Source organism: Solwaraspora sp. WMMD406 (genome assembly GCF_029626025.1).
In the GTDB taxonomy this organism is placed as follows: Bacteria; Actinomycetota; Actinomycetes; order Mycobacteriales; family Micromonosporaceae; genus Micromonospora_E.
In genome coordinates, this window is record NZ_JARUBF010000001.1 from 4,395,056 (window position 1) to 4,410,454 (window position 15,399).

The following is a 15,399-nucleotide window of genomic DNA, read 5'->3' on the forward strand; positions in this document are numbered from 1 at the left end:
ATCCACCGGCGTCAGCGCAGCAGACGTACCGCGCCGGCGACAGCGGTGACGGTCAGCGGCAGCGGCCCCACCCGCTCGCCGTCGGCGTAGCCGATCACCCCGGCCGTGTCGATGGTGACCTCCCGGGCCCGATAGCTTCGGACCATCGGGTGCTGGACGTGGGTTCCCCGGTAGACCTGGGGCAGGATCCGGATCAGGGTGCCCCGGCCGACCGGGCCGGCGACCACGACGTCGAGGAGCCCGTCGGTCGGGTCAGCCGCGGGACAGATCCGCATCCCTCCGCCGTAGCTGGCGCAGTTGCCCACCGCGACCAGCACCGCGTCCATCCGCTGCGACACGCCGTCGAGGCCGACCAGGTAGCGCCGAGGTCGTAGCCGGGCCAGCTCGACCAGGACCGCCAGGTCGTAGCGACGCGGCCCGGACGGCCAGCGCATCCGATTGGCCCGCTCGTTGACGATCGCGTCAAAGCCGGCGGCCAGCACCGCCCCGTACCAGCGGTCAGTCCGATCCGGCCCGGTGACCCTGGCGAGATCGACCGGCCGGCTGCGGCCGTCGCGGATCGCCGCGCTGATCAGCCGAACGGCGGCGATCGGGTCCGGCGGGAAGCCGGTGGAGACGGCGAAGTCGTTACCGGTGCCGGCCGGGACCGGTCCGAGCGGGACGTCGGTGCCGGCGACCGCCTGCAGCGCCAGGTGCACCGTGCCGTCGCCGCCGACGGTGACCAGAGCGGCCGCTCCGTCGGCGACCGCGGCCCGACAGGTGGCGGTCGCTTCGACGGCGGTGCCGACGTCCAGCAGGCGCACCGGGCGACCAGCTGCGGCCAGCAGGTCGAGCACCGCCGGCACCAAGGCCGCGTGCCGGCGGTGGCCGGCGGTGCGGTTGGCCAGCACCACCACCGCGCCAGCCGTGGCGGTGGACCGATCGGTCACGTCATGTCGTCGTAACGACGCTCGATCGGCAACGGTGTGGGTACTGGTTGCGCCGGCACGATCGGTGTCACGGTCTCGGCCCGGTCCGCCGCGACAACCGGCTGCGGGTCGTCGTCCAGCGGCGACGCCTGGTCGTCGTCGAGTCCGGCGTACACCTCCTTGCCCCGGCCCCGGCTCTTGTCGTTGAGGAAGGCCACGCCGACCGCCACGAAGTAGAGCAGCGCCAAGCACAGCGCCAGCAGAGTCATCCCGAACGGCCCGGGATCGGGGGTGGCGATCGCGGCGAAGGCGAAGCAGACGAAGATCACCACCCGCCACCAGCTGAGCAGCCGGCGGGCGCTGACCACGCCGGTGAAGTTGAGCATCAACAACACCAGCGGGAACTCGAACGCGACGCCGAACAGCAGGATCATCCCGGTCACGAACGAGATGTACCGGGTGACCTCCAACTGGGTGGACAGGCCGGTGACGCCCGCTTCGAGCAGGAACGCCAGACCCTTGTCGACCACGAAGTAGGCCAGCGCGGCACCGGCCACGAACAGCGGCGCGGCGATCGAGACGAAGACGTACGCCCACTTGCGCTCGTGGCGGTGCAGGCCGGGCGCGATGAACGCCCAGAGCTGGAACAGCCAGACCGGAGCGCCCACGATGAGGCCGATCCAGAGCGCGAGCTTGAGCTTGAGGACGAAGCCGTCGACCGGCGACAGTTGCAGGAAATCCCGGCAGCTGCCGTCCGCGGTCGCCTCGCCGCTGCCCGGCAGCCGACAGTACGGCTGCTTGAGCAGCTCGAACGCGGGATCGGCGAGGAAGTAGCCGACGACCAGCCCGCCGACGATCGCCAACGAGGCGATGAACAGGCGGGAGCGAAGTTCGCGGAAGTGCTCGATCAGGGTCATCGAGCCGTCGGAGGCGCGGTCGAAGTTCTTCGGACCGCGCCGACGCAGGGCGAAGCCCACGGGAGCAGACCTTTCGGGTCAGTTGGCGTCGCGAACGCGCTGCGGCTGGTCGGGCGCGGGCGGCTGGTAGCCGGGCTGGTGCACGCTGGTCGGCTCGATCACCGGATCGGCCTGGTACGGCTGCCGGCCGTGCTGTGCGTCGGCCTTCTCCGCGAGGTCCTTGTCGTCGTCGGCGAGGCTCTTCGTCTCGGCCTTGATGATCCGCAAGGAGCGGCCCAGCGACCGCGCCGCGTCCGGCAGCCGCTTGGCGCCGAACAGCAAGATCAGCACAACCACGAGGACGGCGATGTGCCACGGCTTCAGGGCATGCATGGCGAAGCTCCAGTCGGTGCGTCGGGTGGTGACGAGCCCATCGTACGTGCGTTCGCTGGGTCCGCCACCTACCAGACCGGGTCATTCTGGCCTGGTCGGTGAAGTCTCGATCAGGATCAAGACGTCGTCAACCACGGTGTCCCAGCTGGCGGAGCAGATCGGCCGGCACTGACCGAACAGTCCAGGTGGCGACACACCACCGGTCAGCCGGACCGGCCCGCTCGGTCACCGGCCCGGTCCCGAACAGCGGTCGGATCCCGGGGCCGCTGGGCCTCGGCCAGGGACTGTTCCAGCCGCGCGACGGTGGCCTGCAGCCGCTCGGCCCGAGCGACGAGCGTCTCGGCTTCGGTCTGCCGGCGCTGCAGGGCCAGCAGAGCCCGACGCAGGGCGGGCAGCCGGCTCAGCACCGGACGGACCGCCACGACGAGTACGACGACGGCGGATCCGGCGACGGCGAGGATGATCCAGGTCAACACCTGAGCAGACTAACCGTCGGCGGGACCACCCGCTGGCGGCGACCCGGCGGGTAGGGCGTACGCCTGCAGTGCGGCCGTGGCGGCGGCGTGGACCTGGGCGACCAGTTCCGCGGGTGCCACGACAGTCACCTCCGAGCCGAGACCGAGCACGAATCGGCGGGCCCAGGCGAGGTCGGTGACCCGCATCGTCACCAGCCACTCGCCGCTCGGCTCGTCCCGGATCTCCTCGCACGGGTAGTACTCGGTGATCCACCGTCCGCCACGACCCACGCGTACGGTGACCAGGGGCAGGTCCGACGTCGGCTGGAAGGCGCCGTCGCGAGGTTCCGGGCGGCGGGCCCGTGGCGGCGCGGCGGCGGATTCGTCGAGTTCGACGAGCTCGTCGATCCGGTCCGCCCGGAAAAGGCGTACCGCCTCGGCGCGCCGGCACCACGCCTCGAGATAGCCCCGGCCACCGATCATCAGTACCCGGATCGGATCGACGGTCCGTTCGGTCGTCTCGTCCCGGGCTGCCGTGTAGTAGGTGATCCGAACCGCCCGGCCGCTCTGCGTCACCGTACGCAGCCGGTCCAACCGGCCGACGTCCCCGGCCAGCCGTACGGCGACCGGGGCACCGGCGAGCTCCCCGGCCGCGTCCTCGATCTTGGCCAGGGCCCGCTCGACCGCGTCGCGGCCGGACAGTCCCGGGGTCTCGGCGAGCATCCGGAGCGCGACCACGAGGGCCAGCGCCTCGTCCGGGGTGAGTCGCAGCGGCCGGTCGATCCCCGCGTCGTAGGTGATCGTCACCCGGTCGCCGTCGAACGCCATGTCGATCAGGTCACCGGGTCCGTAGCCCGGCAGCCCGCAGACCCAGAGCAGTTCCAGGTCCTCACGCAGTTGCCGGACGGTCGTGCCGAGGTCGTCTGCCGCCTGGGCGATCGACACGCCCGGTCGGGCCAGCAGGTAGGGGACCAGGTTGAGTAGTCGGGCGAGCCGGTCCGCGGAGGTGCGCGAGCCCGCCGACCGGGGGGCGCTCACGAGGGCACCGGTCCGGTGATCGGAGCGGCCGGCACCGTCGGAGCGGGTGACGGTGGCGCGGGCGGCACGATCGGGGCGGGCGGGGACGCCGCCGACCCGGAAGCGGCTGCGGGTTCGTGGGCGGCGGCGATCTCCTTGAGGCGTTGGATCACCATCTCCCGTACCTCCGGCGGGTCGACCACCCGGATGTCGGCGCCGTAGCCGGCGAGGTTCGCGGCCAGGGTCTCCGGCTCGGCGTACCGCAGGGTGAGCCGGTCGCCGTCGGGGGACGGGTCGCACGATTCCGCCCACCGGCGCAGTCCGGCGGCCCGGCCGTGGCGGGCCAGCACGGTCGCCACGCCGGTGCGCTCCACCGGTCCGGACCAGCGGGCGACATGGCTGATCAGGTCGATGTCGGTCGGCACGGAGTAGGCGCCGGGGCGGCCGGTGACCCGGACCGTGCCAACCACCCGGGACAGCCGGAAGCAGCGGGTCGCCGCGCGGTCCAGGTCGTGACCGACGACGTACCAGCGGCCCCGCCAGCAGACCACGCCCCAGGGCTGCAGCCGTCGCTGGGTGGGTCCGTCTCCGCTGGGTACCCGGTATTCGAAGACGACCACCCGCCGGTCCCGGGCCGCCGCGGTCAGCGCGGCGAACGCGGGATCGACCGTGACCACCGGCTCCACCCCGAAGGTGGCGTGCGGGTCGACGTCCACCCCGGCCGCGCGCAGCTTGGCCAGACCGGAGGACGCGGCCGCGGCGAGCCCGGCGTGCTGCCAGAGCCGGGCGGCGATGCCGACGGCCGCCGCTTCGTCGGGCTCCAACAGGATGTCCGGCAGAGCGTATTCGCGGTGCGCGATGCGGTAACCGGGCTCGGTGTCGAAGGCGCTGGCGGTCCCGGTCTCCAGCGGCACGCCGAGGTCGCGCAGTTCGGCCTTGTCGCGTTCGAACTTGCGCTGGAACGCCTCGTGGTCGCGGGCGTCGGTCGGATCGTGTTCGTAGCCGGGTACGGTCGCGGCGATCTGCGCGGCGGTCAGGAACCGCCGCGTCGAGAGCAGGCAGATCACCAGATTGACCAGGCGCTCGGTCCGGGTGCGGGACACGGCCACGACGCTAGCAGTGTCGCGGCCGTCTGCTGGTACGCGGCACCCATCCAGTCGCGGATTAGCCCGCTATGGGCAGTTAGACCGATTCATGCCGTACGACTCCGCGCCAGACCCCGCGCCCGACCCCGTCCCCGGCCGGCGGATTTCGACGGGCCACCACCGGACACCCGACCGGCATCGGTTAGCGTGCCCCGGATGGTGCGATGGCGCAGCGGTACGGTCACCGCGATCCGGCGACGGTGGACCGGAGCGGTCGAACTCGACGCGGAGGTCGACGGTTCGCCGTTCCGCGCCCTCGCCTACCCGGAACTGGTCGGCGAGCCGGCCGTCGGCGACCGGGTGCTCCTCAACGTCGGCGCGCTGGTGATGGGCCTCGGCACCGGCGGCTACGCGCTGGTGGTGGCGATCCCGGACCGGCTACCGGTGGATCCGCCGGAGGACGGCCGCGACCGTCGGTCCGGCCACGTGGTCAAGGCGCGGTACACCCCGCTGCAGGCAATCGTGCTCGGCGTCGACGAGGAAGCCTCGCCGCATCGGCCGCTGCTCGTCGACGCCGACGACCTCGGCGGGATGCCGGTCGTCACCGCCGACCTGCACTCGGCGCTGCCGGCGATCCTGGCCGGCGCGCTCGCCGACCGGCCAGGCCTGCGGATCGCGTACGTGATGACCGACGGCGGGGCGCTGCCCGCCGGCTTCTCCCGCACACTGGCCGCCCTGGCCGATCTGCTGGCCGGCACGGTCACCGTCGGCCAGAGCTTCGGTGGCGATCTGGAGGCGACCACCGTCCACAGCGGGCTGCTGGCCGCCCGGTACGTACTGCGTGCCGACCTGACCGTCGTCGCGCAGGGCCCCGGAAACCTGGGGACCGGGACCCGCTGGGGATTCTCCGGCGTGGGTACGGGCGAAGCCGTCAACGCCGCCGCCGCCCTCGGCGGACGACCGGTCGGTGCCCTGCGGATCTCCGGTGCCGACCCCCGACCCCGCCACCACGGGCTGTCCCATCACAGCGGTACGGCGTATGGCCGGGTGGCCCTGGCCGGCGCCGACCTGGTCGTACCGGATCCGCTGCCACCGGATCTGGCCGACGCGGTCGACGCCGCGCTGACCGAACTCGAGGCGGTCGCTGCCGGTCGCCATCGGGTGGTCCGCGTCCCGATCGACGGACTGGACAGCGCGCTGCGCGCCAGCCCGGTGCCGCTGCGCACGATGGGGCGTGACCTCGACGGCGACCCCGCTTACTTCCTGGCCTGCGCGGTCGCCGGCCGGCACGCCGCCGGCCTGGTGGCCTGAACCTGCCCGGCGGGCCGACCAGTGATCGGGTTCGCTGATCACGTTCGGTGATCAGCTTCAGTGGTCAGCCGAGGATCATCGGTCAGCTGAGGACGATTAGCATCGCCCACGCGGCCAGGATCAGCCCGAGCGCCAGCGCGAGCACCCAGGTGGGGACGGTGTACTCGCCCCGGCGGTTACGAGCGATCTCTTCGGCGATCTTGTTGCGGCGGCGTTCGACCCAGTTCTCCCGTCGAGGGAACGGGCTCCACGGCGAGCGAGGCGCGTCGCCGGGGCCGGACGCCACCGGATCGGTACGCGACGAGGCGCCGTCGCGCCGGCCAGCGTCCGGTTCCGGACGCCCGGGCGACCGAGCGGCCCCCGGGGCGGCATCAGCCGACGGCACCTCGGGACGAGTGGGATCAGTCATAGCGGGTCGAGCCTACCCAGGCTTCGTCACATGCTGGCGATCAGCCGCTCCACGCGTTCGTCGTAAGCCCGGAACGGGTCCTTGCACAGAACGGTCCGCTGCGCCTGGTCGTTCAACTTCAGGTGTACCCAGTCGACGGTGAAGTCGCGGCGCTTCTCCTGGGCGTGCCGGATGAACTCCCCACGTAGCCGCGCCCGGGTGGTCTGCGGCGGCGTCTCCTTGGCCTCGAAGATCTCCGGATCGGTCGCGATCCGGTCCACCTGGCCACGCCGTTCGAGCAAGGCGTACAGACCCCGACCCCGACGCAGGTCGTGGTAGGCGAGATCCATCTGGGCGATCCGGGGGTGCGACAACGGCAGATCGTGCTTGCGCTGGTACCGCTCGATCAGCTTCAACTTCGTCACCCAGTCGATCTCGCGGGCGACCGGGTCCAGATCGCCGGTCTCCACCGCCCTCAGCACCCGGCCCCACAACTCCACGACCCGCTTGGCGGTCTGGTCGCCGCCCCGGCGCTCGACGAACTCGGTCGCCCTGGCCAGGTATTCCTGCTGGATCTCCAGCGCGCTGACCTCCTTGTTGGAGGCGAGTCGGATCTTGCGGCGGCCGGTGATGTCGTGCGACACCTCACGGATCGCCCGGATCGGGTTCTCCAGCGACAGGTCCCGCATCACCACGCCCGCCTCGATCATCCGCAGCACGATGTCCGCGCTGCCGACCTTGAGCAACGTGGTGACCTCGTTCATGTTGGAGTCGCCGACGATCACGTGCAGCCGGCGGTACCGTTCGGCGTCGGCGTGCGGCTCGTCACGGGTGTTGATGATCGGCCGGGACCGGGTGGTGGCCGACGAGACCCCCTCCCAGATGTGTTCGGCCCGTTGCGACAGGCAGTAGACCGCCCCGCGGGGCGTCTGGAGGACCTTACCGGCACCGCAGATCAGCTGCCGGGTGACCAGGAACGGGATCAGCACGTCAGCCAGCCGGCCGAACTCCCCGTGCCGGGAGACCAGGTAGTTCTCGTGGCAGCCGTACGAGTTGCCCGCCGAATCGGTGTTGTTCTTGAACAGGTAGATCTCGCCGGCGATCCCCTCGTCGTGCAGCCGCTTCTCGGCGTCGACCAGCAACCCCTCCAGGATCCGTTCCCCCGCCCGGTCGTGCGCGACCAGGTCGGTCACCGAGTCGCACTCCGGGGTCGCGTACTCCGGGTGGGAACCGACGTCAAGGTAGAGCCGGGCACCGTTGCGCAGGAAGACGTTGCTGGACCGCCCCCAGGAGACCACCCGGCGGAACAGGTAACGCGCCACCTCGTCCGGGGACAGCCGCCGCTGGCCGCGGTAGGTGCAGGTGACACCGTACTCGGTTTCGAGCCCGAAAATTCGCCGTTCCATGACCAGACATTAGCTGCCCGGGGCGGTCTGTGGTCAGTCTCTTCCCCCGCGAGCTCGGCGACACCGGCCGGCGAGGTCCGGCCGGTGCGCTCAGCGCAGCGGCGGGTACGGCGACTCGCCGCTGTCCAGCCGGGCGACGAACTCCTGGCAGCGGCCGTAGTCCGGCAGCGTCCCGTCCGACAGGGCCTGCGCCAGGGTCGGGGCAGCGTCGTCGCGGGCGGACAGCTGCGGCGAGTCCACCGGCCAGTCGATCGCGAGATCGGGGTCGAGCGGATGGATGCCGTGTTCGCCGCGCGGGTTGTACGTGGTGGAGCAGAGATAGGCCAACGTGGCGTCGTCGGTCATCGAACAGAACCCGTGGCCAAGCCCTTCGCTCAGATAGACGGCCCGACGGTCCACGTCGTCGAGTCGCACCGCGGTCCACCGGCCGAAGGTCGGCGATCCGGTCCGCAGGTCCACGATCACGTCCACCACGGCACCCCGTACGCAGCTGACGTACTTGGCCTGACCCGGCGGCACATCGGCGAAGTGGATGCCGCGCACCACCCCCTGCGCGGAGACGGACAGGTTGCCCTGGGCCAGCCGCAGCGGATGGCCCACCGCCTCGGCCAGCTGATCGAAGCGGTACCACTCCATGAACAACCCGCGTGGATCGCCGTGCTGCTGCCCGGTGATCTCCCACGCCCCGGCGATGTCCAGTTCACGAATCTTCATCGGTCCTCCTCACCACGGGTGGCGCCGGCCAGCCGGTGATCCTGCCGCTCCGCCAGCAGACTCAGCAGATAGTCGCCGTAGCCGCTCTTGGTCAACGGCTCGGCGAGCGCCCGCAGCCGCGCGTCGTCGATCAGCCCCGCCCGCCAGGCGACCTCCTCGACACAGCCGATCTTCATCCCCTGACGCTCCTCGATCACCCGGACGAACTCGGCCGCCTGCATCATCGAGGTGAAGGTGCCGGTGTCCAGCCAGGCCGTACCCCGGTCCAGGACGGTCACCGACAGCTGACCCGCCGTCCGGTACGCCTCGTTGACCGCCGTGATCTCCAACTCGCCCCGGGCGCTCGGGGTCAGACCCGCCGCGATCTCGACCACCCGGTTGTCGTAGAAGTACAGGCCCGGCACGGCGTACCGGGACCGGGGCCGCAGCGGCTTCTCCTCGATGGACAGCACCCGACCGGACGCGTCGAAGTCGACGACGCCGTACTCCTGCGGGTTCGCCACCGGATAGGCGAAGATCAGTCCGCCGACCAGCTCGCCGTGGTCGGACAACTGCCGACCGAGACCGACGCCGTGGAAGATGTTGTCGCCGAGGATCAACGCCACCGACTCGTCACCGATGAAGTCGGCACCGAGCACGAACGCCTGGGCGATCCCCTCCGGTCGCGGCTGCGCCCGGTAGGTCAACCGTAGTCCGAACTGGGATCCGTCGCCGAGCAACCGCTGGAACTGCGGCTGGTCGTCCGGCGTGGTGATGACCAGGATCTCCTGGACCCCGGACATAATCAGGGTGGAGAGCGGATAGTAGATCATCGGTTTGTCGAAGACCGGCATCAACTGCTTCGACACCGCCCGGGTGATCGGCCAGAGCCGGGAACCGGTGCCACCGGCGAGTAGGATTCCACGCACGCCGGGAGCCTACCGGGCGACGCCCTGGTCCCGATCGCCGACGGGGCATCGCAGAGGGGAAGCCCGTGGGCATCGGCACCATCATCCGACACCGCCTGGGCCGGTTGGAGATCCCGGCCGCCGAACTGTACCGCGCCTGCTTCATCGATCTCGACCATCTGGGCCGACGGATCGCCGCGCTCGGCGAGCCCAAACGCATCCTGGAGATCGGCTGCGGGGACGGCGCGCTCGCCCAACGGCTGACCACGGTCCTGCCGGCCGCCGACTACCTCGGCATCGACCCGGCGCCGAGCGCCGGGCGGCTCTACCGCGGCGACCCGGACCGGGCCGAGTTCCGCAGTCAGGACACCGCCACACTGGTGACCCAGGACCCGGACCCGTTCGACCTGGTGCTGATCGTCGACGTGCTGCACCACATTCCGGCACCCCGCAGACCGGCCGTCGTACGTGACGCCGCCGCGCTCACCGCCGTCGACGGGCAACTGCTGGTCAAGGAGTGGGCCCGCGACCGGCCGGTGATCGGACGCCTGGCGTACTGGGCCGACCGGTACGTGACCGGGGACCGGGACGTGGACTTCATGACCGCGGCACAGCTGCGCGCGCTGCTGGCCGACTCGCTACCGGAGTTCGCGCTGACCGACCACTCCCCGATCCCGCCGTGGCGGGAGAACGTGCTCGTGACGGCCCGGCGGACCGGGACCTCGCGGCGGACACCCGACAGTCCGGCGGCCAACAGCCAGCCAGTCGCGTAGACTCCGGGACCCGTGAGGATCCTCGTCACCGGCGGCGCCGGCTTCATCGGTTCGGAATACGTCCGCATGCTGCTCGCCAGCCCGGGCACGCTACCCACGCCACCCACCGCGGTGACCGTGCTGGACAAGCTGACCTACTCCGGCAACCTGGCCAACCTCGACCCGGTCCGCGACGATCCACGGCTGATCTTCGTCCAGGGCGACATCTGCGACGCCGCCGTCGTCGACCAGGTCGTCGGCGGTCAGGACATGGTGGTACACTTCGCCGCCGAGTCGCACGTCGACCGTTCGATCACCGGGGCGTCCGAGTTCGTCACGACCAACGTGCTCGGCACCCAGACCCTGCTCGACGCGGCCCTACGACACGGCACCGGCCGATTCGTGCACGTCTCCACCGACGAGGTGTACGGATCCATCGACGAAGGTTCATGGACCGAGGACTGGCCGCTGTCACCCAACTCGCCGTACTCGGCCTCCAAGGCCGGCTCCGACCTGCTCGCGCTGGCATATCACCGCACCCACGGCATGGACGTGGTGGTGACCCGCTGCTCCAACAACTACGGCCCGTACCAGTTCCCGGAAAAAGTCATCCCGCTGTTCGTGACGAACCTGCTCGATGGCGGCACCGTGCCGCTCTACGGCGACGGTGGCAACATCCGGGACTGGCTGCACGTGCACGACCACTGCGTCGGCATCGAACTGGTGGCGCGGGGCGGACGCCCCGGCGAGGTCTACCACATCGGCGGCGGCACCGAGCTGACCAACAAGGAGCTCACCGGCCGGCTGCTGGACGCCTGCGGAGTGGGCTGGGACCGGGTGGTCCCGGTGGCCGACCGCAAGGGCCACGACCGCCGATACTCGCTGGACATCGGCAAGATCTCCCGGGAACTGGGGTACGCGCCGAGCGTGACCCTGGAGGACGGACTGGCCGAGACCGTCCGCTGGTACCGCGAGAACCGTGGTTGGTGGGAACCGCTCAAGAAGCCCGTCGCCCGGTGAGCGGCATCCAGCGGTGGCTGGTCACCGGTGCCGGCGGGATGCTCGGCACCGACCTGCTCGCCGTACTCGACGCGCAGCGGCCCGACGTGGACGTCACCGCACTGACCCGGGCAGAGCTGGACGTCACCGACGCCTCGGCGGTGGCCGAGGCGGTCGACGGCCACCAGGTAGTGCTCAACGCCGCCGCCTGGACCGACGTGGACGCGGCGGAGACCGCCGAGGAGGCGGCCACGGCGGTCAACGGCACCGGGGTGGCCCACCTGGCACGCGCCTGCGCCGACCGGGGCACCGTGTTGATCCACGTCTCCACCGACTACGTCTTCGCCGGTGACGGGCACGAGCCATATCCGGAGGACGCCCCCACCGCCCCGATCAACGCGTACGGCCGCAGCAAGCTCGTCGGCGAGCGGGCCATCGCCGAGCTGTTGCCGCACCACGGCTACGTGGTGCGCACCGCCTGGCTGTACGGGGCGCACGGACCCAACTTCGTCGCCACCATGCTCCGGCTGGCCGGCCAACGGGAGCACCTCGACGTCGTCGACGACCAGCGGGGGCAACCGACCTGGTCGTACGCGCTCGCCGAGCGGCTGGCCGCGTTGGCGCGCGCCGCCCTGACCGAGACCGCCCCGGCGGGGGTCTACCACGGCACCGCCAGCGGACAGACGACCTGGTGCGGCCTGGCCCAGGAAGTCTTCGCTCAACGCGGGCTCGACCCGCGGCGGGTCCGCCCGACGACCAGTGACCGTTTCCCCCGGCCCGCCGCCCGGCCGGCGTACTCGGTGCTCGGACATCGCCGTTGGGCCCTCGCCGGGCTGCCGGCCATGCCAGACTGGCGGAGCATGCTCTCCACCGCACTACACGATCCGGCCATGGCCAGCACCAGCTGAGCCGACACCGGCCTGCCTGATCCTCGGTTGTCCGGTCGTGCGTCCGGCCGCCCGTACCGCAGGAGAGACGCAGATGGCAGATGTCACCGGCCAGGGCAGCTCCGCGCCCGCACGAGTCAGCGCGGTGGTCCTGGCCTGGGGGGAAGAACCGCTGCTGCGGACCTCGGTCGAGGCGTTGCTCGCCTCCGTCAAGGTCGACGTCGACGTGGTCCTGGTCGACAACGGATGCACCACCGACGACGTCCGCGTCCTACGGGACCTACCGGGGGTGCTCGTCGTCGGCGACGGCGAGAACCTCGGCTTCTCCGCCGGCTGCAATCTGGGAGTCGCCGCGTCCCGGGGCGAGTACGTGGCCCTGATCAACGGGGACGCGGTGGTGGAACCGACCACCCTGGCCCGGCTGGTGGATGAACTGTCCGATCCGGGGGTCGGCATCGCCGCCGGCGCCGTACGGCTGGCCGACGAACCCGACCTGCTCAACTCGAGTGGCAACGAGATCCACGTCCTCGGGCTCAGCTGGGTCGGCGGGTTCCGGCAGCGGGAGACGCGGACCGCCGCGACCCAGACCGCCGGTGCCATGGGCGCGTGTCTGGTGACCCGGCGGTCCCATTGGGACCGGCTCGGCGGGTTCGACCCGCACTACTTCGCGTACCACGAGGACGCCGACCTGTCGATCCGGACCTGGCGGCTCGGGTTGCGGGTGGTGAACGTCCCGGACGCGGTCGCCCTGCACCGCTATGAGTTCAGCCGCAACGGTTTCAAGTTCTACCTGGTGGAACGGAACCGGCTGATGTTCGTCGCCACGCTGTGGGGGCGACGATCGCTGGTCCTGCTCGGACCACCGCTACTGGTGTTGGAGGCCGCCATGCTGCTGCTGGCGGCGCGGCAGGGCTGGCTGGGCGACAAGGTTCGCGGCTACCGGTGGCTGTGGAGCCACCGGCGGCACCTGCGGCGGCGTCGTGCGATGCTGCGGGCCGAGCGGGTAGTGCCGGACCGGGTATGGATGCGGGTGCTCACCGACCGGCTCGACACCCCGTTGATCGACCCACCGGGGACGGCGCTGCTGAACACCGCGATGGCCGGCTACTGGCGGGTCGTCCGCCGGTGGGTGTGACCGACTGACGGTCAGTCCTGATCGTCCGCCGAGGCACCGGCGGTGTCCTCCAGGTCGGCCGACCCCGCCGACGACGTCGGCTTGTCCGCCGGGGAATCCGGGATGCGGGGGCCAGCGGCCCGATCGTCGTCCGCCGCCGGATCGTCGGCGTCGGCGACGGGCGTGCCGGGCTCCAGCAACGCGGTCAGCGCCGCGCCGGTGATGCGGCGGAAGGTACGGCCCTTACGTCGCCGGTCCAGCACGGCGACCTCGAGCTGGTTGGCGGCGAGGCTGCGGGGGGAACCGTTTTCCCCGCCGACGGCCACCAAGGCTCGCACCGCCAGCTGGACCGCCTCGTCCAGTGGCATGTCCGCGCGGTGATCGGCGCGCAGCGTACCGGCGATCGTCTCGGCGTGGCCGCCCATCGCCATGCAGCCGGGTTCGTCGTTGACCGATCCGTCGTAGGTCAGCCGGTAGATCTCGTCGGCCGCCGGGTCGAGACCGACCTCGGCGACGCAGATCTCCACCTCGAACGGCTTGGACTGCTCGGTGAAGATCGCACCGAGGGTCTGCGCGAAGGCGTTGGCGAGGGCTCGTCCGGTCACGTCACGGCGGTCGTAGCTCAGCCCGTTGAGGTCGGCCATCCGTACCCCGGCGCGGCGCAGGTTCTCGAACTCGTTGTAGCGGCCGACCGCGGCGAAACCGATCCGGTCGTAGATCTCACTCACCTTGTGCAACGCGCTGGAGAGGTTCTCCGCGACGAAGAGGACACCGCCCTCGTAGCTGAGCACCAGTGCGCTACGGCCCCGGGCGATGCCTTTACGGGCAAGCTCGGAACGGTCCCGCATGATCTGCTCGGGCGAGGCGTAGAACTGCATTGCCACGGCGGCGGCTCTCCTTCGGCCAGATGAATCGACAACAGCGAACGGGGCGGTTGGACGGACACCGGTGAGCGGACCTCACCGGTTACGGGGTTCAGCCACCCGGGTTCTCGGTCCGCGCGGCGACGACCGCCTCGGCGATCTCACCCGATTCCGCGTCGGTGAGCCGGTGAGTGCCGGCGGCGGTCGCGGTCATCACGACCGGGAAGATCCGCCGGGTCAGGTCGGGCCCACCGGTGGCGGTGTCGTCGTCGGCGGCGTCGTAGAGGGCCTCGACCGCGAGGCGGACCGCCTCGTCGCTGCTCAGTCCGGCACGGTACCGCTTCTTGAGAGCGGCTTTGGCGAACAACGAACCGGAACCGATCGCGTCGTACCCGGTGGTCTCGTACGGGCCGCCGGTGACGTCGAAGCTGAAGATCCGGCCGGCCTTGGCCGGGTCGGTGGCGGCAAGATCGAAGCCGGCGAACAGCGGCACCACGGCCAGACCCTGCATGGCCGCACCCAGGTTGTTGCGGATCATCGAGGCGAGCCGGTTGGCCTTTCCGTCGAGGGAGAGAACCGCGCCTTCCATCTTCTCGTAGTGCTCCAGCTCCACCTGGAACAGCCGCATCAGCTCGATGCCGATCCCGGCGGTCCCGGCGATGCCGATCAGCGAGTACGCGTCGGCCGGGTGCACCTTTTCGATGTCGCGGTTGGCGATCAGGTGTCCCATCGTCGCGCGCCGGTCACCCGCCATCACCACGCCGTCGGCGGTGACCAGGGTCACGATCGTCGTCGCGTGCGGGACGAGGTCCGCCGACAGTCCCGGCGGCAGCGGGCGGCGGCCGGGCAGCAGGTCCGGTGCGGCCATGGTCAGGAACTGGGTGAACGAGGACGTCCCCGCGTTGGTGAACACATCGGGAAGGCGTCCGGATGGATCGAAGCCCGCTGCCACGTGGTCCCTCTCTGCAGTACGTGATCGCCCCGACCGGCTGGACGCGAATCCGCGAAGCCGGCCAAGGCGATCCGGTGTGGTTGAAGCAGATTAGCGCGCACACCCGCCGAACGCGATGATCGTCGGCGTGGTGCGGCGGCTACTCGCCGCCCTTCTGGACGTAGCCGCGGACGAACTCCTCGGCGTTTTCCTCCAGCACCGAATCGATCTCGTCGAGCAGGTCGTCGACGTCCTCGGTGATCTCCGCGTGCCGCTCAGCGACCTCGGGATTCGCCTCGGTCGCGGCCTCGTCGACCTCCTCGGCCCGGCGGTTCTTGCCGGTCTGGGACTGACCGCCGCTGTCACGGGTAGCCATCAGGTGCCTCCTCCACG

18 protein-coding genes are annotated in these 15,399 nt (G+C 71.0%); 5 read left to right on the forward strand and 13 right to left on the reverse strand.

Features of this window, described 5'->3' with window-relative positions:
* Window positions 1–11: 11 nt before the first annotated feature.
* From O7632_RS19210 to O7632_RS19235, 6 genes are all read right to left on the reverse strand, one after another.
* Window positions 12–929 carry a diacylglycerol kinase family protein gene (locus O7632_RS19210; RefSeq protein ID WP_278116195.1) on the reverse strand — a complete coding sequence of 306 codons (918 nt, stop codon included), beginning with the start codon at window positions 927–929 and terminating at the stop codon, window positions 12–14.
* The gene (gene tatC, locus O7632_RS19215; RefSeq protein ID WP_278116197.1) at window positions 926–1,885 is read right to left on the reverse strand and encodes a twin-arginine translocase subunit TatC; all 960 of its coding nucleotides are present in this window, start codon (window positions 1,883–1,885) and stop codon (window positions 926–928) included. The genes O7632_RS19210 and tatC overlap by 4 nt, the downstream gene beginning before the upstream one ends.
* Window positions 1,886–1,903: 18 nt before the next feature.
* Window positions 1,904–2,197 carry a Sec-independent protein translocase subunit TatA gene (tatA, locus tag O7632_RS19220; RefSeq protein ID WP_278116199.1) on the reverse strand — a complete coding sequence of 98 codons (294 nt, stop codon included), beginning with the start codon at window positions 2,195–2,197 and terminating at the stop codon, window positions 1,904–1,906.
* A 203-nt stretch (window positions 2,198–2,400) separates the two neighbouring features.
* Window positions 2,401–2,673, reverse strand: a complete 273-nt coding sequence (locus tag O7632_RS19225) for a hypothetical protein (RefSeq protein WP_278116201.1) — start codon at window positions 2,671–2,673, stop codon at window positions 2,401–2,403.
* A gap of 9 nt (window positions 2,674–2,682) precedes the next feature.
* On the reverse strand, window positions 2,683–3,690 hold the full coding sequence (locus tag O7632_RS19230) for a YafY family protein (RefSeq protein WP_278116202.1): 1,008 nt from the start codon (window positions 3,688–3,690) through the stop codon (window positions 2,683–2,685).
* Window positions 3,687–4,772 carry a WYL domain-containing protein gene (locus O7632_RS19235; RefSeq protein ID WP_278116204.1) on the reverse strand — a complete coding sequence of 362 codons (1,086 nt, stop codon included), beginning with the start codon at window positions 4,770–4,772 and terminating at the stop codon, window positions 3,687–3,689. Before O7632_RS19235 ends, O7632_RS19230 begins: the two co-directional genes overlap by 4 nt.
* 198 nt (window positions 4,773–4,970) lie before the next feature.
* Between O7632_RS19235 and O7632_RS19240 the strand changes: the two genes are divergently transcribed.
* Window positions 4,971–6,065 (forward strand): DUF3866 family protein, encoded by a 1,095-nt coding sequence (locus O7632_RS19240; protein WP_278116206.1) that lies wholly within the window; start codon window positions 4,971–4,973, stop codon window positions 6,063–6,065.
* Between the two features lie 82 nt (window positions 6,066–6,147).
* Here the strand turns inward: O7632_RS19240 and O7632_RS19245 are convergent, their stop codons facing one another.
* The 4 genes from O7632_RS19245 to rfbA all read right to left on the reverse strand — a co-directional run bounded on the left by O7632_RS19245 (window position 6,148) and on the right by rfbA (window position 9,481).
* Window positions 6,148–6,351, reverse strand: coding sequence for a hypothetical protein (locus tag O7632_RS19245; protein ID WP_278120186.1), 204 nt, complete (start codon window positions 6,349–6,351; stop codon window positions 6,148–6,150).
* Window positions 6,352–6,500: 149 nt separating this feature from the next.
* Window positions 6,501–7,859, reverse strand: a complete 1,359-nt coding sequence (gene pafA / locus O7632_RS19250) for a Pup--protein ligase (protein WP_278116208.1) — start codon at window positions 7,857–7,859, stop codon at window positions 6,501–6,503.
* A gap of 90 nt (window positions 7,860–7,949) precedes the next feature.
* Window positions 7,950–8,573 (reverse strand): dTDP-4-dehydrorhamnose 3,5-epimerase family protein, encoded by a 624-nt coding sequence (locus tag O7632_RS19255; RefSeq protein ID WP_278116210.1) that lies wholly within the window; start codon window positions 8,571–8,573, stop codon window positions 7,950–7,952.
* A complete protein-coding gene (gene rfbA / locus O7632_RS19260; RefSeq protein ID WP_278116212.1) occupies window positions 8,570–9,481 on the reverse strand; it encodes a glucose-1-phosphate thymidylyltransferase RfbA in 912 nt (303 codons plus the stop codon). Before rfbA ends, O7632_RS19255 begins: the two co-directional genes overlap by 4 nt.
* 65 nt (window positions 9,482–9,546) lie before the next feature.
* On the opposite strand from rfbA, the gene O7632_RS19265 reads away from it, so the two are divergent.
* The 4 genes from O7632_RS19265 (at window position 9,547) to O7632_RS19280 (ending at window position 13,233) form a co-directional block, all read left to right on the forward strand.
* On the forward strand, window positions 9,547–10,233 hold the full coding sequence (locus O7632_RS19265) for a class I SAM-dependent methyltransferase (RefSeq protein WP_278116213.1): 687 nt from the start codon (window positions 9,547–9,549) through the stop codon (window positions 10,231–10,233).
* A 12-nt stretch (window positions 10,234–10,245) separates the two neighbouring features.
* Complete coding sequence (gene rfbB / locus O7632_RS19270) at window positions 10,246–11,232, forward strand: dTDP-glucose 4,6-dehydratase (RefSeq protein WP_278116216.1); 987 nt, start codon at window positions 10,246–10,248, stop codon at window positions 11,230–11,232.
* Window positions 11,233–11,237: 5 nt separating this feature from the next.
* Window positions 11,238–12,119 (forward strand): dTDP-4-dehydrorhamnose reductase, encoded by an 882-nt coding sequence (rfbD, locus tag O7632_RS19275; RefSeq protein ID WP_278120188.1) that lies wholly within the window; start codon window positions 11,238–11,240, stop codon window positions 12,117–12,119.
* 73 nt (window positions 12,120–12,192) lie between these two features.
* Complete coding sequence (locus tag O7632_RS19280; RefSeq protein WP_278116218.1) at window positions 12,193–13,233, forward strand: glycosyltransferase family 2 protein; 1,041 nt, start codon at window positions 12,193–12,195, stop codon at window positions 13,231–13,233.
* A gap of 11 nt (window positions 13,234–13,244) precedes the next feature.
* Here O7632_RS19280 and prcA read toward each other — a convergent pair whose 3' ends face one another.
* The 3 genes from prcA to O7632_RS19295 all read right to left on the reverse strand — a co-directional run bounded on the left by prcA (window position 13,245) and on the right by O7632_RS19295 (window position 15,382).
* Window positions 13,245–14,096, reverse strand: a complete 852-nt coding sequence (prcA, locus tag O7632_RS19285; protein WP_278116220.1) for a proteasome subunit alpha — start codon at window positions 14,094–14,096, stop codon at window positions 13,245–13,247.
* Between the two features lie 91 nt (window positions 14,097–14,187).
* Window positions 14,188–15,027 (reverse strand): proteasome subunit beta, encoded by an 840-nt coding sequence (prcB, locus tag O7632_RS19290; protein ID WP_278116222.1) that lies wholly within the window; start codon window positions 15,025–15,027, stop codon window positions 14,188–14,190.
* A gap of 139 nt (window positions 15,028–15,166) precedes the next feature.
* The gene (locus O7632_RS19295; protein ID WP_278116224.1) at window positions 15,167–15,382 is read right to left on the reverse strand and encodes a ubiquitin-like protein Pup; all 216 of its coding nucleotides are present in this window, start codon (window positions 15,380–15,382) and stop codon (window positions 15,167–15,169) included.
* Between the last annotated feature and the right edge of the window lie 17 nt (window positions 15,383–15,399).

Excerpts from the sequence above, each read along its gene's own strand:
- tatA (WP_278116199.1), bottom strand. The coding sequence starts at position 2,197 with ATGCATGCCCTGAAGCCGTGGCACATCGCCGTCCTCGTGGTTGTGCTG.
- O7632_RS19240 (WP_278116206.1), top strand. The coding sequence starts at position 4,971 with ATGGTGCGATGGCGCAGCGGTACGGTCACCGCGATCCGGCGACGGTGG.
- pafA (WP_278116208.1), bottom strand. The coding sequence starts at position 7,859 with ATGGAACGGCGAATTTTCGGGCTCGAAACCGAGTACGGTGTCACCTGC.
- O7632_RS19255 (WP_278116210.1), bottom strand. The coding sequence starts at position 8,573 with ATGAAGATTCGTGAACTGGACATCGCCGGGGCGTGGGAGATCACCGGG.
- O7632_RS19280 (WP_278116218.1), top strand. The coding sequence starts at position 12,193 with ATGGCAGATGTCACCGGCCAGGGCAGCTCCGCGCCCGCACGAGTCAGC.
- O7632_RS19295 (WP_278116224.1), bottom strand. The coding sequence starts at position 15,382 with ATGGCTACCCGTGACAGCGGCGGTCAGTCCCAGACCGGCAAGAACCGC.